This is a genomic window from Photobacterium sp. HL06, from assembly GCF_059552575.1.
This window is the reverse complement of record NZ_CM183914.1, coordinates 2,065,662-2,083,493: the sequence shown is the minus strand read 5'-3', so window position 1 is coordinate 2,083,493 and position 17,832 is coordinate 2,065,662. Positions and strand designations below refer to the sequence as shown.

Here is a 17,832-nt window from a genome sequence, read left to right as displayed (position 1 = left end):
AAGGAAATTGGCAAATAGCAAAATGAAAATAGCAATGTGGCAATAAGCGCCAGTGGAAGATACTAAGCAGTTAGTTTTTCAAGTTCAGATTTTGCGCCCGCAATGGCTTTGGCTGCAAAATCATCACCCATAGCAAGGGCCTCGCCATAAACGAACTCAACATCGGTTAAGCCGACAAAGCCAAGAATGGTTTTGAGGTATGGAACCATCAGATCAGTTGCACCGTCTTTGTGCATGCCGCCACGAGTCGTCACTACAACGACTTTCTTGCCGGTTAGCAGGCCAACAGGCCCCGTTTCTGTATAGCTGAATGTCACACCGGCACGGGCAATCAAGTCAAACCAGTTCTTTAACTGAGTTGGAATAGAGAAGTTATACATAGGTGCTGCAATTACCAACGTATCACTGGTCTTAACTTCTTCAATCAGTTGATCGGATAATGCTAGCGTTTCTTGTTGGCGGGCAGTTAGGTTATCTCCGCCACGAAGACCGCCAGCGATTTCACCATCAAGAACCGGTAGTGGGTTTGCCGCAAGATCGCGTTCAATCACAGCGCTGGTTTTTCCTTCCCAAGATGCGATTAAGTGATCAATTAAAGCGTTTGATTGAGAATAACCACCAAGAATGCTTGATTTCAAAACTAGTACGTTTGACATAATAAATTCCTTTGCGCTGTGAGTTGGCTTGGGAATAAATATATTGAACAAGGGTGAATGAAGATAGCGGAAAAAGTCGCGCGTGTTGTTCGAAAAAATTGAATTAGTCGAGATTCCCATTTTTAATTTTTTTATATCAGCAGCTTAAAAATATTTTTGTGATGGGTTACATTTATTTTTAGCTTAGTGAATGGCTAATTATTAACCAGTTATTAGAAAAAACTGGGCAACATAGAATCGTGTAAGACTATTTTGCTTTGCATTTGTGTCAAGGTAGTTTGATGCTTGCAACTAGGCTGGTAATTGTGGATAAGAAGACAAAAAATAGCCCGAAACGACTCCTGTCTCGGGCTTAGGGGAATGGCTCGTGAGAGCCTTGCGCTAACTGGTTAGTAAATGGAGATCAATTACACTATCAATGGTAGTTCAAGCAGTACAATTTGCCAGTTTTAGCGCTGAGAATGTCATTCGACTCTGATACTGTTGCTATATATCATTGATGCCATTTATTTTGTGCTGAAAGGCCAGTTAGATATCAAATAAATTATTATCTCGCACTAGCTCACGAGGCAGACCGTTTTTGATGCGGTTGCCAACCCATTTACCAATGCCAATTGGATAGTCGCGGTAAGTCACAATGACTTCGCCTTTGCCAGATAGGTTCTCTGGTCGGATATCACGCCCCATGAACCACTCTTTAGCTTGTTCGGACGTTAGGGCAATCGCCACCTTCTCATTGCCTTTGGCAAGTGTCATAATCGCTTCGTGCTGCCAGCGGTAACCTTTCTTATGCTGCTCAGCCAGTTTGATACCAATGCGCTGGAAACGGATCTCGCTCAGCAAAGCTCGAAGGTGGGAAGGGAATAACCAGACTTCCTTATCCCGAATCCAAACCTCACTATCTTCTGGCAGGGAAATATCGAGATCAGCTTTAATGCTGTCTGTGATCAGCTGCTGATCTTTGGTATTTGCCAAACTGAAAGGAAACTTACCTAGTCGTTTTTTTACCTTTGGTGATTCAACCGAGTGATGCTTGCGGATACGGGCAACAAAGAAGCCTTCGCTGTCGAAGATTTGTGGATAAACGTGAAGAAAGCCTTCTTCAGTTAGTGCCTGGTCGGCGCCATCAAATAGGGTATTTAATGGCTCAAACTCAACCGCATCACCGAAGGTTTCTTTGAGGTAGTGACAAACTTGCTGGTTTTCACTGAGGTTTAGGGTGCAGGTTGAATACACCATCACGCCACCAGGTTTCAACGCCTGGAATGCGCTGACAATAAGGTTGCGCTGGACAGCTGCAATTTCTTTAACCGACGCTAGGCTCCAGTTTTCCATCGCATCGTCATCTTTTCGGATCGCACCTTCACCTGAGCATGGTGCATCCAGCAAAATTGAATCAAAAGATTCTGGTGCCCAGCCACCAAAAACACAGCCGTCAAAGTGGGTCAGCGATGCGTTATACACACCACAGCGCTGCAGGTTGGAGTGGAGAACTTTGATCCGGCTTGCTGCCAGTTCGTTAGCCACCAATGCGCCACGGTTTTCCATCGCACAGGCTATCTGAGTCGTTTTCGAACCGGGAGCCGAAGCCATATCTAATACACAATCAAGTGCGTCGTTGTCCTTTAATAAGGCAGTTACCGGCATCATCGAGCTGGCTTCCTGGATATAGAACAGGCCAGCCATGTGCTCGGCGGTATTACCGAGCGAGACAGTCTCTTCATCTTCACGCTCAATCCAGAAACCGGTCTCGCACCACGGAACGGGTGTTAACGTCCAGTCTTTATCGGCGACACGGGCCAGGAAGTCTTCCACACTGATTTTTAATGTGTTAACCCGGATACTGCGGCGTAAAGGCGTCTTACAACAGGCAATAAACTCATTCATGCTCAGGTGCTCTGGCATGGTCTGACGGATTTGCTCGATGAAGGCTTCTGGGATGTGGATATTAGGGTGCAAGGGACTATCTCGTTTAACTAGCAATGGGGCGTGAGTCTATAACAAACTGGGCTAAGAATCGATGTCTGCATGGTGTAGTTCATTGTTTGAATAGCGTTTAACTAGCTCTGTAGATAAGAAAAGGAGCGCATAGCGCTCCTTTGGTAACAATAGCTTGATAGAGATGATTTAGGCTGTTAGTGGCGAGGTATGGCAGTGCGCCAGGTTTTCCACTGTGGTTTGGCTTGTTTGTGTAGCAGGTAGTGGGTTTCCTGCTTTGCTTTTGAAGACAGTGGTTGTTCTTCAGGGGTGGCAAACGCAATCCCGCCACGTATCAGGCTATCTACTGTGCCACTTTGAACCGAAGCACCTGTTAAGCCGATGGTGACATCGATACCTGATACATTCCAGAATACGGTGTCGGTACGGACTAGGTGGCTGTACTCTTGCTCAACTTGTGCTTCAAGAATAACGCGGTCGGCTAGCTCTCCTAGCGAGACCTTCACAACCTGGCCAACTTGAATATCACGGTAAAGCAGTGGTGTCCCTTCATTGATTGAGCCGCGCTCTTCGCTTTCCAAGATAACAGTCAGGCCTGATTTGACGAGCTCTGCGCTGCCAAGCTCGAAGGACTGGGAGTAATGGCCATCACCTGGTGCAACAGCGATATAGCTGCTCAGTAATGTGTCCAGGTTCTTGGCGCCAGTCAGGCTGATTTGTGGTGTTACAACCCAGAAGTAGCTATTGGACTTTGCGAGTAACTGCGCATACTTAGGGAATAGACGGGCCTTTATTTTGACATTACCCACATTAAAGTCAGGTGTCGTTTCAACAACTTTACCCACATTGACGCCTTGGTAGCGAATATCTGAATTGACTGAAATCGCTTTGACATTATCGGCAGTCAGTGTGATCAGTAGGCCAAAGCCTTTGGCTTCTTTTAGGCTAGGGTAGAGCTTATAGCGGCTGCCAGCCTTGTTGGAAACACCGCTTAATTCATCAAACGCAATACCGCCTTTGATAAGTGTAGTGATAGGGTCGGCTTTGATGTTTACACCGTCTAATCCTGCTTCGACCTCAACGCCGGAGCGGTTCCAGAAGACCGTGTCTTTTTTGATCAGGTGGCGGTATTTATTATCAATAATAATTGAAATAGTGACGCCGTCACGGGTTAGGGCATAGTTTTTTACTTCACCAACTTGGAGGTTACGGTAAAGGATAGGGCTACCTTCAGAAACCGGCGGTAGCTCATCGGCAAACAATATCAGTGTGGCAACCCCTCTCTGACTATCAGCAGCCAGTTCCGCTAACTGCTGGTTTTTGTAAAGCGGGTAGCTTTTTAGGATTGTCGAACTGCCAGAGCTGGTAAAGCTAATGCTTTGGCTTACCAGCTGATCGGCTGGCGGAACATTGACATCAATGCCTTTTGTACTGATATTGGCTTGGATCCCGCCGTCGAGGTAGAAGCGGCTGGCAGACCGAACCAATGAGGTGTGCTCAGGTTTCACGATGACATCAAAGCGAACGCGCTTCCCATCAAGAAGGACTTTCTTAACCCGGCCTACCTCCAGTCCGCGATGCTTTAGCCTGGTACCGCGTTTGATACCGTGGCTGTTATCAGCGTATAGGGAGAAGGTCGCGACACCTGGCTGCTGCTCCTGCAACTCGTCTTGGGTGATTGCCTTGAACTGGCGTGTTGTCTCGCCTTCACCTGGGATCAGGGTGAGGAAGTTACCACGGATCAGGTTGCCGATGTTCTTCATACCGGTTAGCGAAACTTCGGCTTCCTCAAGCAGCACACGTGAACCCGTTGTGAGCAGATCGCTCATACTTGGTTCGATTGCAGCGTGGGCAACGATTTTTTGTCGCTCCTCGTCTAAACGCAGATCCGATATCTGGCCAATTTCCAGGCCGCGATAAATGATTGGGGCACCACTGGTACTGATATTATTACCATCTGGTAGATCAATCGTGATTGCGATACCACGGCCAGCGGTATTCAGATCAGGATAGAGGCGAAATAGGTGATTGGGCTCAATAGCCAGGCCTTCATCTGGTGAGTCAAAGGCAATCGCACCACCAATCATTGCAGACAAGCTTTCAAACTGTACATCGATCCCATTGAAGCCGACATTGGCGCTCATGCCGCTGACATTCCAGAAACGGCTTTTGTTCGTTACCAGTTCGGCAAATTGTGGCTTGATCAGAATATCTATCAGTACGCGCTTTCTATTATTGCTAAGGGTGTAGTTATAGACTTCACCAACAGGTATTTTCTTGTATAGAACCTGAGAGCCGATACTGACAGAACCCAGGTTTGGTGAACGCAATTGTATTTTTAGCCCTTGGCCTAACGGTGTATCTGAAGGTTGGGTATCGAGGGCAGAAAATTCATAGGCAGCTTTACCTTCACCAGGCTGCAGGGCAATGTAGTTACCCGACACCAACGCATCCAGACCAGAGATACCAGTAATAGAAGCCTTTGGCTTTACGAGCCAAAAACGAGTCCCTTCCTTGAGCGTCTGAACGGCTTCAGGATAAATATCGGCTTCGGCATAAATGCTCTGCAGATCTTCAGATAAGCTGACATCACGTACTATACCAACTTCCAAACCCTGATAACGGATGGTTGTTCTACCTGCCGTTAGGCCTGCCGCATCATTGAAGTGGATTTTTACTCTTTGTCCTGCTTCATTGACGGCTTTAAACACGAGCCAGCCTGCAAGAACGAGCGCAATTAGCGGGAGGATCCATAGAGGGGATATTCCGCGATCGCGTTTTATGTTGACCGGTTCTGGTTGTTGGTTATTTAGTCCGTTGTTCATAGTTGTCCCATATCAGACGAGAATCTAAGCTTTCAGCTGCGAGCATAGTAAGAACCACCACAACCCCGAAGGCAATTGCCCCCGGGCCGGGTGTAAAATCAAGGAGTTGGTCGCGGTCGATTAAGGCTACCATGATGGAGATAACGAAAAGATCCATCATTGACCATTTTCCAATCCACTGTATGACACGGTAGAGTTTCATACGTTGAAGGTGATTGACTTTGCGCTTGAACTGAATGGTCAGCAATAGAAACGCTAAGCCGAGAATTTTAGCGACCGGTACAACAATACTGGCGATAAAGATGATAATGGCAATGCCCGTCATATCACTTTTCACCAGCGAGGCAACACCAGAGAAAATAGTATCTTCAACCCGTTTTCCGTTATTGAGGAAAATAGAGATTGGGTAGAGGTTGGCAGGAAAAATAAACACAGTTGCTGCAATAAGTAATGCCCAGGTTTTTTGAATCGAGTGTGGCATCCGCAGGTATAGCGGCGATGCACATCGAACACAGGTGTCGGTATGGGCCTGGGTTAGATGGCAAGTATGGCAATGGGCCTCTAATTCATTTTTTTTGTGATCAATTTCAGGCTGCCAGGCCTCCCAATAACGATTGACACTAATGCGTGTGATCAGCAGGGACATTAGGATTTGCAGTAATATCAGCGAAAACAAGCCGGGACCGACGTAAATGTCAGCATAGTCCTGAACTTTGAAACAGGAGATGGCAAGACTAACCAGAAAGACATCAAACATTGCCCAGTATTTCAGGTGTTGAATAATCCAAAGGGACGTTCTAAAAAGCTGCAACCGCCTGAATTTTAATCCGGCTTGTGCACCGAGTACCGATAAGCTGACCAAGAGCGGAGCGATGGTACTGCAAAATAGGATCAGCACGGCCACAGCCGGAAAATCTGAGGCTAATGTCAGTGTGCCTGATGGTAGGGTCGCAGGGATCATAACCCCAAAGAGGCGAATAGTGATTAGCGGGAAAAAATGCGCTGGGATGAAAAGGATTAAACACGTCAATGCGATGGCAAATTCACCACTGAAGTGAGTATGTCCACCGCGGTAGAGGCGAGTATTGCATCGTGGGCAATAGGCACTTTGTCCCCGAAGGGCGACCTGAGGCATGACAGGTAAGTCGCATCCGGGGCAGAGTCTTGCCGTTGACATGATTGTTTAATCCTTTATATAGATCAAAAACTAAGCAGCTTTTAACCTGGGCCGTAAAAAATGAACACTATATTATTTTAGATTCACTCTGGCTACCGATAGTTGGTCTGCAGGTGTTGAAGTTGAAGGTTCAGATGATTGTACAGAGCCATATAATGTCTGATATAAACCTTCTTCATTCACCAGCTCTGAATGGGTCCCTGTTTGGCTAACCTGTCCATCTTCGAGCACATAGATTAAATCAGCTTGCTTAACCGCAGATAAACGGTGGGCCACAATTAATGTGGTTCGGTTGGCTAAAAACTGATTCAGGGCGGTGTGCAAGGCCGCTTCAGTGGCAGTATCCAGTGCCGAAGTCGCTTCATCCAAGATCACAAACTCAGGATTGGCGAGGATCATACGGGCAATGGCCAAGCGTTGGCGTTGACCACCGGATAAACGAATGCCCTGTCGACCAATTTCCGTATCCAGGCCTTTGGTTAAACGCTCGGTAACATCGGCCATCTGGGCTATTTCCAATGCTTGCCATAGCTCCTGTTCGCTAAATTGAGCTCCCAGGCATAAATTATGCCTTAGCGTATCATTAAACAGAACTGGGTGTTGTAAAACAACAGCCATTTTGTTTCGCAGAGCCTCATAGCCAACATCTTCGATAGGGTAGCCATTAATAAAGATGTCACCTTTATCTTTTTGGTAAATACCTAATAGCAACTGGATGAGCGTTGATTTACCGCCTCCTGAGGATCCAACCAGCGCAACACGTTTGCCAGACGGAATCGACAGGTTCAGCCCACGGAGAACTTCTTTATCTTCATCATAGGCAAAGTGAAGATCTCTGACATCAATCTGTAGGGTTTCACCATCGGTAAAGGGATCGACTTTCGGCGTTGGACGCACTTCTTCTTCAAGTGAAATTAATCCGTTCAGGCGTTGCATGGCTGCCGATGCGCTATACCACGCAAACTGGATACCCAATAGCTCCTGAACCGGGCCCAGCATGAACCACAAGTAACCAAAAACAGCAAACATTTGACCAATGGTTAAATCACTAAACAGCACCATGATCATAGCCATCGCCCGGAACAGCTCGAAGCCGACCAAGAACAGAAGGAAAGATAGCCTTCCAGCAGCTTCAGATTGCCAGGCGTATTTGTCAGCGTCATGGCGAATATCATTGGCGCTAGACTTTAGCTGGGTGAGAAACTCACGCTCACGGTTGGCAGCACGTAGCTGATAGATCCCATCTAGGGTTTCAACCAGCCTTTGCTGGAATTTTTCAAAAGCTTGGTTTTCTTTCTTTTTAAGGGTTTTAACACGGTTGCCCATCATGCGGGAGGCGTAAACCACGACAGGGTTGACCAAAAGGATGAACAACCCTAGCTGCCAGTTAAGCCAAAGCAGGATCGCCGCAGTACCCACAACGGTAAGCAAGCCGATAAGAAAGCGGCTTAAGGTATCGCCCACAAATTTATCGATGGTTTCGACATCAGTGATCAGGTGTGAGGTGATCCCGCCACTACCACGCTCTTCGTATTGACGCATGCTGATACGGCCAAGCTTGTCGATGAGGTGCTGGCGCATGTTGTAGGTAATATCTTTGGCAATGAGTGTGAACTGTCGGCTTTGTAGGATATTGAGTGCCTGACTGCCAACCCGCATCAGTACAACAAGAAAGAGAACCATGAAGATATAGGCCGCAGGCTGATGAAGCGACTCCGGCAGGAAAACGTTGAGAAATTGGATACCACCTGCGGGCTTGTCCAGTAAAATCTCATCAACCATTAACGGCATCAGCAGAGGAATAGGCACGCTGATCAGCGTAGCGACCAGGGCGATGATATTTGCTGCAACCAATCTTGGACGATGATGTTTTGCTTGCTTTATCAGCCAAGACCAGTTAATCATTTGGTTCGAATTGCCTTTCACAGTGATAATGATTCCTATTACTAGTAAGGATTGCCATTCTATCGGCTATAGAAGGAGTAAGCCATGGATAATAAAGCAGCATTTTACAAACGACTCACGAAACAAGCGATTTCACTGATTGAAGGCGAGCCAGATCTCATTGCTAATATTTCTAATATTAGTGCGTTACTCTACATGGAGTTAGAAGATATTAACTGGGCCGGTTTCTATTTTTTGAAAGACGACCAGTTGGTACTTGGGCCATTTCAGGGAAATCCTGCCTGCGTTCGAATTCCGGTAGGACGGGGCGTTTGTGGTACGGCTATTAGCGAGAATAAAGTGCAGCGTATTGCAGATGTACATCAGTTTGAAGGGCACATCGCCTGTGATGCTGCCAGTAATTCTGAAATCGTGATCCCGTTTACCGTACAAGGGGAGTTGTTTGGTGTATTGGACATTGATAGCCCAAATCTATCAAGATTTGACCAATCTGATGAAGATGGACTAGTTACTTTGGTCGAGGAACTACAAAAAAGGCTCTAATTGCATGCTTTCGGTGGTTTTTCAGCGTTAGGTAACTATAATAGCGGGACTATTTCTTTTTGATCAAAGTACTAACGGCGAGTCTCACTCGCATTTGTCAGGAAAGTCCATGGAAAACTCTGAAAAGCTAACGAACAGTAAAGAAGTGATTGCATACATTGCTGAGCGTTTCCCAAAATGTTTTACTGTTGAAGGTGAAGCAAAGCCTCTAAAAATTGGTATCTTCCAAGAGCTCGCTGAGCGTCTGAATGAAGACCCAAAAGTAAGTAAAACTCAGTTGCGTACAGCTCTGCGTCAATATACTTCTTCCTGGCGTTACCTTCACGGTGTTAAAGCTGGTGCAAGTCGTGTTGACCTTGATGGTAACGAGTGTGGCGTGTTGGAAGAAGAACACGTAGAACACGCGAAGAAAGCACTTGATGAGAGCAAGGCTAAAGTACGTGCTCGTCGTAAAGAGCAGGCAGAAGCGAAAGCAGCTGCTAGCAAAGATGGTGAAGCGAAAGCGAAAAAAATTCGTGCAAAATCGCCTAAACCAACGAGCACTAAGCAAAAAACGACTAAGCTAAATAAAAAGCCTGCTGAAACGACCCGTGCACTGACTGCTGATGAAGTTAAAGTTGGCAAGAACGTTAGTGTAAATATGGGCAACGGAAACATGCCGGCGACTATCGTTGAAATTAATAAGGGCGATGTGCGTGTTCGTTTGACCAATGGTTTAACCATGGTAGTTAAAGCGGAGCACCTTCGTTCGTAAAGGAGAATGCTCGACGTATGAAATGTCGATTCCGTTTCTCACTGATCGCTGCTGGCATGATGCTAGCAGCTTCAGCGCAAGCCCTAGAGGCTAAGTATTCGTTAAGTGATTTGCCACAGCTTGCGCCTGAAAAGCAGCATGCTACAGCAAGTAAAAGGGTCGCTTCGCGATTTACCCGATCGCATTACAAGCAATTCTCTCTTGATGACCAATTCTCAGCCAGCGTTTTCGATCGCTATATCGAAATGTTGGACTTCAACAAAAGCTTCCTTACTGCTTCTGATATCAGGCAATTTGAAAAATGGGAACACAAGTTAGATGATCAGCTCAAAAGAGGTGAATCAACAGCTGCGTTTGATATATTCAATAAGTTGCTTGAACGTCGTTATGACCGCTATCAGTATGCATTAACTCTACTAGACAGAGAAATCACCTTCGATACCGATGAAGATTTCACTATCGACCGATCTGAGCTCAACTGGGCGAAAGATCGTAATGAGTTAAACGAGTTGTGGCGTAAGCGGGTTAAATACGATGCGCTAAATCTGAAACTCGCGGGTAAAGATGAGTGGAAGGAAATCAAAGACACCTTGGCTAAACGTTATAACAATGCGTTAAAACGATTAACCCAAACTCACAATGAAGATGTATTTCAGATCTACATGAATGCATTTGCTCGTGAGGTCGATCCGCATACCAGCTATTTGTCACCTCGTAACGCTGAACAATTTCAGGCCGAAATGAACCTTTCGCTTGAAGGTATCGGGGCGGTATTGCAAGTTGTCGATGACTACACGGTTATTCGATCGCTGGTTGCTGGTGGTCCTGCATCCGCTTCCAAGAAGCTTGCTGCAGGCGATCGAATTGTCGGTGTTGCCCAAGACGGCAAAGATATGGTCGATGTTATAGGCTGGCGTCTTGACGATGTTGTCCAGTTAATTAAAGGCCCTAAGGGGAGCAAGGTTAAGCTGGAAATCTTGCCTGAAGGCAAGAACTCGAAAAGTTACGATGTAACAATTACTCGAGACAAGATCCGTCTTGAAGATCGTGCAGTGAAGTCATCAGTTAAATTCTCACAAGGCAGAAAGGTAGGAGTGATTGAAATTCCTAGCTTTTATGTTGGCTTGTCTGAAGATACCAAGAAAGAAATTGGTAAGCTGAATGACCAGCAGGTTGATGGTATTGTTATCGACTTACGCAACAATGGTGGTGGTGCGTTAACAGAAGCCACCGCACTGACTGGACTGTTTATCAATAGCGGCCCTGTTGTGCAGGTTCGCGATAGTTATGGGCGGGTAAAAGTGAATGGAGATTCTGATGATCGCGTTTACTTTGATAGTCCTTTAACGGTATTGGTTAACCGTTACAGCGCTTCTGCGTCAGAGATCTTTGCCGCTGCGATGCAAGATTATGGTCGTGCCGTTGTGCTTGGCGAGCAATCATTTGGTAAAGGGACGGTACAACAGCATCGTTCTTTAAATCATATTTATGATTTGTTTGATAAGCCTCTTGGCCATGTTCAGTATACGATTCAGAAATTCTATCGTATCAATGGTGGAAGCACTCAAAACTTGGGCGTCGTGCCAGATGTTTCGTTCCCAACGGCCATCGATCCGGCGGAAACCGGTGAAAGTGTTGAGGATAATGCGTTACCATGGGATAGCATCAAACCAGCAAGTTATCAGAAAATCTATAACTTCTCTGCGATGTTGCCATCACTGAAATCAAAGCATGAGTCGCGTATCCGAAAAGATATGGAGTTCGGATTTATACAAGAAGATATTCTTCGGTATAAAGAAGATAAAGATATCAATAGTGTCTCGCTAAATGAGAAAAAACGTATTGCTGAGCAAGAGAAAGATGAAGTTGATCGTTTAGCTCGTCTGAATAAACGCCAGAAAGCATTAGGTAAGAAGACTTTTGCCTCTTTGGATGATATTCCAAAAGACTATGAAGCACCTGATGCTTATCTGAATGAAGCAGTAGCAATTACGGCTGATTTAGTGAAAGTATCAAGCTAAATTATCTTTTATAAAACGGCACCTTTTTTAGGTGCCGTTTTTTTATTTGCCAAAACCTCATGTTATCTATTTATGTTACTACCATAAATTAACCAGCTTGGTGTCAGTTGGAATACTTATAACCTTTTTTTCTTATGCAAACATGAATTTACTTAAGTGAATGTTTGTCTCAATTATGAGACTGTCGATTCATATTATGTGACATCCATCATATTTTAAGGCGCAAAATAGCATTGCAGACTAGGGTTTAAGGAGAGCTTTAATTCGTAGTTGGGGTAGTGCTATGTTTAAATCATTTTTGGTTGCGATTGTATTATTCTTTAGTTCATTTAGTTCTCATTTGTATGCCGATGATTTAACTGAGTTTGATTACCCTCTATTATTAGGTGATTGGTATTGGTTCAGTAGCTCTGAAGAAGGAGTCGATAGCGAAGGTACAAGCTATCGGGCAATGAATATTAAGTTTAAATCCTCTTATCGGTTTGTAATACGATTACTTCAAATTGATGGCACAGTTGAAGAGTGGGATGGTAAATATGATATCGATGAAACTACAGTGACTTTTTTATCAAAAGGTCAACCAGAACAGCAACACAGCTATATGTTGAGTTACAACCAGTTTCTGTTAGATGGGGCAAGGTTTACGAAGCTGGCACCAGAAAACTTACCTGGAACTTGGCGCTCATCCCGTATTTCTGGAAATGATGTTGGAGATGCGGTGTCTGAATTATCCATCTCTTTACGTCCTGACTTTTTATTTTCTGCCGAAGTGTCAGGCTCTGATGGTAAGAAAAAAGAACATCAGGGGATCTACTTTATAGAAGATGACCGCATTGTTTTAATTTATGAAGACGGCCAGCATGATAGCCAGTTTTTACTCGGCTCGGATACCTTAACGCTGACAAATAAACAGTTCGGAATGGAAGCTATTATGCAAAGAGAGTAGGACGGTTATTTCGTTTGTTTATAAGCTAATGTGCACAAATAAAAAGGCTTGCGATTTCGCAAGCCTTTTTAGCCTTGACTAGAAACTAGAAACTAGAAACTAGAAACTAGAAACTAGAAACTAGAAACTAGCTATTTACTATCTTGAACGCTTGGCGTAGCTGCGATAGGTAGTCTTCATCTCGGCAAATACTTTTGCCAGGTTCGTCTGAAATTTTTGCAACCGGACGACCTTCGCACTCAGTTAGCTTAATAACGATATTCAAGGTTTTTACATCGGGAAGATCGCAAGTTAGCTGGGTGCCAATACCGAAGCTAATATTGACACGGTGTACGAAGTGCTTGTAGATAGACAGTGCCTTATCGAGTGTCAGGCTATCTGAAAATACCAAAGTCTTCGTTTTTGGATCGATACCTAACGACTCATAGTGCTTAATGGCTTTTTCACCCCAGGCTATTGGGTCAGCACTATCATGGCGAAGGCCAGAAAAGCGCTGTGACAGGCGAGAGTCAAAATCACGTAAGAAAGCATCCATATTGATGCAATCAGTTAGGGCGATACCTAGCGAGTCCGGGTATTCCTGTAACCAGCGGTTTAGGGCTAGTTGTTGTGAGTCAGCCAGTTCGCCAGCCAGTTGTTGGTGAGCTTGGAACCATTCATGTGCCTGGGTACCAACCGGTGTCAGGTTGCGAGTACGGGCTAGATGATAGTTCGATGTACCTTTAAACTCAGGCATGTTGCTTTTTAAGAAATCAACAACCTGATGGTGAACATCTTTAGAGAAACGGCGGCGGGTACCAAAATCCACCAATGCAAATTGGCTTAGGTCGGTATCTTCAGCCTTGCTATAGAAATCGGCAAGCTTACGTTCTAGTTGCTTAATCGCATCTTCTGCAGATGATTCTGGATAGCACTTTGACGATCGTACTTCACTGATTATTGCTAGCAGAGGTACTTCCCAAAGAATGACATCAATCCACTTACCGGTAATTTTAATCGCGAGCTGCTCGCCGGAGGCATCAATAGCAACTTGGCTGCTATCAAGCTTGAAGCTTTTTAAATAGTCTAAGTAGTCAGCTTTGAAGAAAGGCAGCGTTGCAAGATAAGCCAGCTCTTCCTCTGTAAAAGAAAGATCAGCCAGTTTGTTTACCTGGGCCTGGATATCGTTACAGTAAGGACGGAGGTCTTCTTGGCTTCGGCAGTGAAATTCTGCGGCCGCTTCAATATTAGGGTATTGATGAAAAATCGCTTGCTGCATATGAAGCTTATATGCATCGGTGTCAAGCAGGGAGTCGATAACCCCAGTGTGTCCTGTATGAGTCATAGCTAATGTAGTTGTCTATCGCAATCCAAGAATTTTACATTATTTTGAGCCTAATTTGGCCTAAATTATCCCAATTAGACTAAAAAAATTGGGCAGTACCTTACGCTAACCTTGAAAACAACAAGTCTACTCACCATATTATTTCAATAAAGAGCAATCCTCTATAAATCACCGGGTTAAACAGGTTAGTGATACTGCAAAATCAATAGCATGCGCGATTTTGGATTGCTTTGTTAAGTATAGTCAAAACACATAGCCACATTCTGAATGGGATATATGATATCAGTTGTCACAACCAAACGATTTGCGAAGCATGGTTAGGCACTATAATTCATCAAATTGTTTGGTTCTTCACCAGCTGATTTGTCTTTGTTATGAGCATCTCATATATCCATGAGGTTACTCTTGTTTGAGAGCCTTAAAGACAGAATAATGACAAGTGTCAGCCGCTTATCAATGGCATAAATGCCCAATGCGGATAATTAAGGAAACCAATATGGCCGAACAACCGACGACAACACAGCCGACAGCAAAATATCGTGCTGATTATCAGGCTCCTGAATACACGATTACCGATATCGCCCTTGAGTTTGACCTCCATAATACAGCAGCGAGTATTGTTGCTATCAGCCAAGTGAAGCGACTTGCTGAGCAGCAAGCACCTTTGGTACTCGATGGTGATGGCCTGAAACTTGTTCGTATTGAAGTTAATGGCGAATCTTGGACCGATTATGTTGAGACAGAAACCAATCTGACGATTAATGGTGTCCCTGCTGAATTCGAACTAATCATCGAGACAGAAGTCAATCCAGAAGCCAATACGTTACTGGAAGGCTTGTATAAATCTGGTGGTGGTTTCTGTACTCAGTGTGAAGCCGAAGGTTTCCGCCGTATTACTTTTTATCTGGACCGCCCGGATGTCCTGGCCCGCTTCACAACAAAAGTGATTGCAGACAAGGCTGAGTTCCCATATCTGCTAAGTAATGGTAACCGTATCGATTCCGGCGATTTGGACAACGGTCGACACTGGGTACAGTGGCAAGACCCGTTCCCGAAACCAAGTTATTTGTTTGCGCTTGTCGCCGGTGATTTCGACGTGCTTCGTGATACGTATACCACAATGAGTGGCCGCAACGTTGAGTTGGAAATCTTTGTCGATAAAGGCAACCTAGATCGTGCTGACTATGCGATGACCTCACTGGTCAATTCGATGAAGTGGGATGAAGAGCGCTTCGGTCTTGAATATGACTTGGACATCTACATGATTGTGGCGGTAGATTTCTTCAACATGGGCGCAATGGAGAACAAAGGCTTGAACGTCTTCAACTCCAAGTATGTTCTAGCTAATGCGAAGACGGCTACAGATACAGATTACCAGGGCATTGAAGCGGTTATCGGTCATGAGTATTTCCACAACTGGACAGGTAACCGCGTCACATGCCGAGACTGGTTCCAGCTTAGCCTTAAAGAAGGTTTGACGGTATTCCGTGATCAGGAGTTTTCTTCTGATCTTGGTTCACGCCCAGTTAACCGTATCAATAACGTGCGTATCATGCGTGGTCCACAGTTTGCAGAAGACCGTGGCCCGATGTCTCATCCAATTCGCCCTGAAAAAGTGATTGAGATGAATAATTTCTATACGCTGACTGTGTATGAGAAGGGCAGTGAAGTGATCCGTATGATGCATACTCTGCTGGGAGAAGATAAATTCCAGGCTGGTATGAAGTTGTACTTTGAACGACATGATGGCACGGCAGCAACATGCGATGATTTTGTTCAGGCGATGGAAGATGCTTCAGGTGTCGACCTTGTGCATTTCCGCCGTTGGTATAGCCAGGCAGGTACACCAGTTGTAAATGTTACAACGGCTTATGATGCAAAACAGAAGTGTTACCGCGTCACTGTTAAGCAACACACAGCTGCAACACCAGGGCAGGAAGAGAAACTTCCTCTGCATATTCCATTTGATATAGAACTGTATAACCGTCTCGGTGATGTCATTGAGTTACAGCGTAACGGCGAGAAGGTTCACCATGTCCTTGATGTAACTGAAACTGAGCAGGTGTTTGAATTTGATAACATCAATGAGCAGCCTGTGATTTCAATGCTGCGTGAATTTTCTGCTCCTGTTGTTCTTGAGTACGACTATTCAGACGATGAGCTAGCCTTCTTGATGGTTCATGCCCGTAATGAATTTGCCCGCTGGGATGCAGGTCAAATCTTGCTGGCAAAATATATCCGTGAAAATGTTCAGCGAGTACAGCAGGGTGAAACATTTGAATTACCAGCTTCTGTTGTAGATGCTTTCCGTGGTGTTTTGCTTGATGAGGATCTGGATCCGGCGTTTATCGCTGAAATGCTGACATTACCGAGCGAGAATGAAATTGCAGGCTGGTACAACACCGTTGATGTAGATGCAATCCATGAGGTGGTGAGCCAGCTAGAAAATGTACTGGCGAGCGAAATGGAAGATGAGCTGTCAGCTATTTACCATTGTCTTGCACAGGCAGAATATAGCATCTCGCATGAGGCAATGGCACAGCGTGCATTACGCAATACTTGCCTGGCCTATCTGGCAAATACTGAAAATGGTGACAAGCTGGTTTCAGCGCAGTACCAGCAGTCAGATAATATGACCGATACCATGGCAGCGATGTCAGCCGCAAATGATGCACAACTAGATTGTCGTGAGGCTCAAATGGCTGACTTTAGCGACAAGTGGACGCATGATGGTCTGGTAATGGATAAATGGTTTATTCTGCAGGGCAAAAACTCAGCAGAAAATGCCTTGGAAAATGTACGTAATACCATGTCGCATGCCGCTTTTGATCTGAAGAACCCGAACCGTACCCGTAGTTTGGTGGCGAGTTTCTGCGCTAATAACCCGGTACGTTTTCATGCGAAAGACGGATCAGGTTATCAATACCTGACTGAGATCCTGACGGCGCTTAATACGAGTAACCCTCAGGTTGCTTCTCGTCTGATTGAACCATTCCTGAAGTACCGCCAGTATGATGAGCAACGTCAGGCTCTTATGCGAGCGGAACTAGAGAAACTGTCTCAGCTAGATAATCTAGCCAAAGATCTGTTCGAGAAAGTACAGAAAGCACTAGAACAGTAAGTCTGTTTGACCATATGATATGAGCCTCCTTATATAGGAGGCTTTTCTTTTTGCTCCTTGGTCTTAAGGAACAAGGATCCAGGATCTAGGACCCGCTTTTCAATGAAATCATATACCTTCTCCGTCTCTATCTCTTATCAGTCATACCTTAATCATTACTCTGGCGCTGCCAGTACGGTGTTGGTCGTGACCGACAATGGTTTGAAGTTACAGTTACCCGCATCACGGTTTAGACCATTCTTAAGTCAGCTTGGTGTAAAAGGGCGGTTTCGGATCACTGTTAATGCCCAAAACCGATTGGATGCTCTCGAGCTGATTGGCTGATAGATGCCTTGTTGGTGATTACAATTAATTAACAATTATGATTGGGTTAGAATCATTACAGTAACTTTATTAATTGCTAAGTTATTGCGTAATTATTCACATAAAATACTTAATCTAAATAAGTGAAATTAATAGTATAAATAATTGGTTAGACCAATTCACACAGCAATGTTTATTGATAGCTGCTGTTTTCACCAATGTCAGATGTTCCGGCCAGTCAAAACCTTTACCTTAGTCACATATTCGATTTTTTCTTTCCTTTTCAGTGTTATTAACGTAACCATTTCGCAACAAAACC

General features: G+C 44.9%; 12 protein-coding genes. 6 read left to right on the top strand and 6 right to left on the bottom strand.

Annotated elements, in window-relative coordinates:
- Positions 1 to 62: 62 nt before the first annotated feature.
- The 5 genes from AC51G0_RS09730 to AC51G0_RS09710 form a co-directional block, all read right to left on the bottom strand.
- Positions 63 to 656 carry an FMN-dependent NADH-azoreductase gene (locus AC51G0_RS09730; RefSeq protein ID WP_496298102.1) on the bottom strand — a complete coding sequence of 198 codons (594 nt, stop codon included), beginning with the start codon at positions 654 to 656 and terminating at the stop codon, positions 63 to 65.
- 528 nt (positions 657 to 1,184) lie between these two features.
- A complete protein-coding gene (gene rsmF, locus AC51G0_RS09725) occupies positions 1,185 to 2,615 on the bottom strand; it encodes a 16S rRNA (cytosine(1407)-C(5))-methyltransferase RsmF (protein WP_496298100.1) in 1,431 nt (476 codons plus the stop codon).
- A gap of 176 nt (positions 2,616 to 2,791) precedes the next feature.
- The gene (locus tag AC51G0_RS09720; protein WP_496298098.1) at positions 2,792 to 5,419 is read right to left on the bottom strand and encodes an MlaD family protein; all 2,628 of its coding nucleotides are present in this window, start codon (positions 5,417 to 5,419) and stop codon (positions 2,792 to 2,794) included.
- Positions 5,400 to 6,596, bottom strand: a complete 1,197-nt coding sequence (locus AC51G0_RS09715; protein WP_496298097.1) for a PqiA/YebS family transporter subunit — start codon at positions 6,594 to 6,596, stop codon at positions 5,400 to 5,402. The genes AC51G0_RS09720 and AC51G0_RS09715 overlap by 20 nt, the downstream gene beginning before the upstream one ends.
- A gap of 72 nt (positions 6,597 to 6,668) precedes the next feature.
- A complete protein-coding gene (locus AC51G0_RS09710) occupies positions 6,669 to 8,501 on the bottom strand; it encodes an ABC transporter ATP-binding protein (protein ID WP_496298096.1) in 1,833 nt (610 codons plus the stop codon).
- A gap of 84 nt (positions 8,502 to 8,585) precedes the next feature.
- On the opposite strand from AC51G0_RS09710, the gene AC51G0_RS09705 reads away from it, so the two are divergent.
- The 4 genes from AC51G0_RS09705 to AC51G0_RS09690 all read left to right on the top strand — a co-directional run bounded on the left by AC51G0_RS09705 (position 8,586) and on the right by AC51G0_RS09690 (position 12,765).
- A complete protein-coding gene (locus AC51G0_RS09705) occupies positions 8,586 to 9,044 on the top strand; it encodes a GAF domain-containing protein (protein WP_496298095.1) in 459 nt (152 codons plus the stop codon).
- Positions 9,045 to 9,153: 109 nt separating this feature from the next.
- Positions 9,154 to 9,798 carry an RNA chaperone ProQ gene (gene proQ, locus AC51G0_RS09700; RefSeq protein ID WP_496298094.1) on the top strand — a complete coding sequence of 215 codons (645 nt, stop codon included), beginning with the start codon at positions 9,154 to 9,156 and terminating at the stop codon, positions 9,796 to 9,798.
- Between the two features lie 17 nt (positions 9,799 to 9,815).
- Positions 9,816 to 11,819 carry a carboxy terminal-processing peptidase gene (gene prc / locus AC51G0_RS09695; protein WP_496298092.1) on the top strand — a complete coding sequence of 668 codons (2,004 nt, stop codon included), beginning with the start codon at positions 9,816 to 9,818 and terminating at the stop codon, positions 11,817 to 11,819.
- A gap of 283 nt (positions 11,820 to 12,102) precedes the next feature.
- Entirely contained in the window at positions 12,103 to 12,765 is a 663-nt protein-coding gene (locus AC51G0_RS09690) for a lipocalin family protein (RefSeq protein WP_496298091.1), read from the top strand.
- Positions 12,766 to 12,892: 127 nt separating this feature from the next.
- Here the strand turns inward: AC51G0_RS09690 and pncB are convergent, their stop codons facing one another.
- Positions 12,893 to 14,089 carry a nicotinate phosphoribosyltransferase gene (pncB, locus tag AC51G0_RS09685; RefSeq protein WP_496298089.1) on the bottom strand — a complete coding sequence of 399 codons (1,197 nt, stop codon included), beginning with the start codon at positions 14,087 to 14,089 and terminating at the stop codon, positions 12,893 to 12,895.
- 496 nt (positions 14,090 to 14,585) lie between these two features.
- Here pncB and pepN point away from each other — a divergent pair, with 496 nt between their 5' ends.
- Together pepN and AC51G0_RS09675 are read left to right on the top strand one after the other, a co-directional pair.
- Complete coding sequence (gene pepN / locus AC51G0_RS09680) at positions 14,586 to 17,210, top strand: aminopeptidase N (RefSeq protein WP_496298087.1); 2,625 nt, start codon at positions 14,586 to 14,588, stop codon at positions 17,208 to 17,210.
- Between the two features lie 102 nt (positions 17,211 to 17,312).
- On the top strand, positions 17,313 to 17,534 hold the full coding sequence (locus tag AC51G0_RS09675; protein ID WP_496298086.1) for a DUF2835 domain-containing protein: 222 nt from the start codon (positions 17,313 to 17,315) through the stop codon (positions 17,532 to 17,534).
- Positions 17,535 to 17,832: the final 298 nt, after the last annotated feature.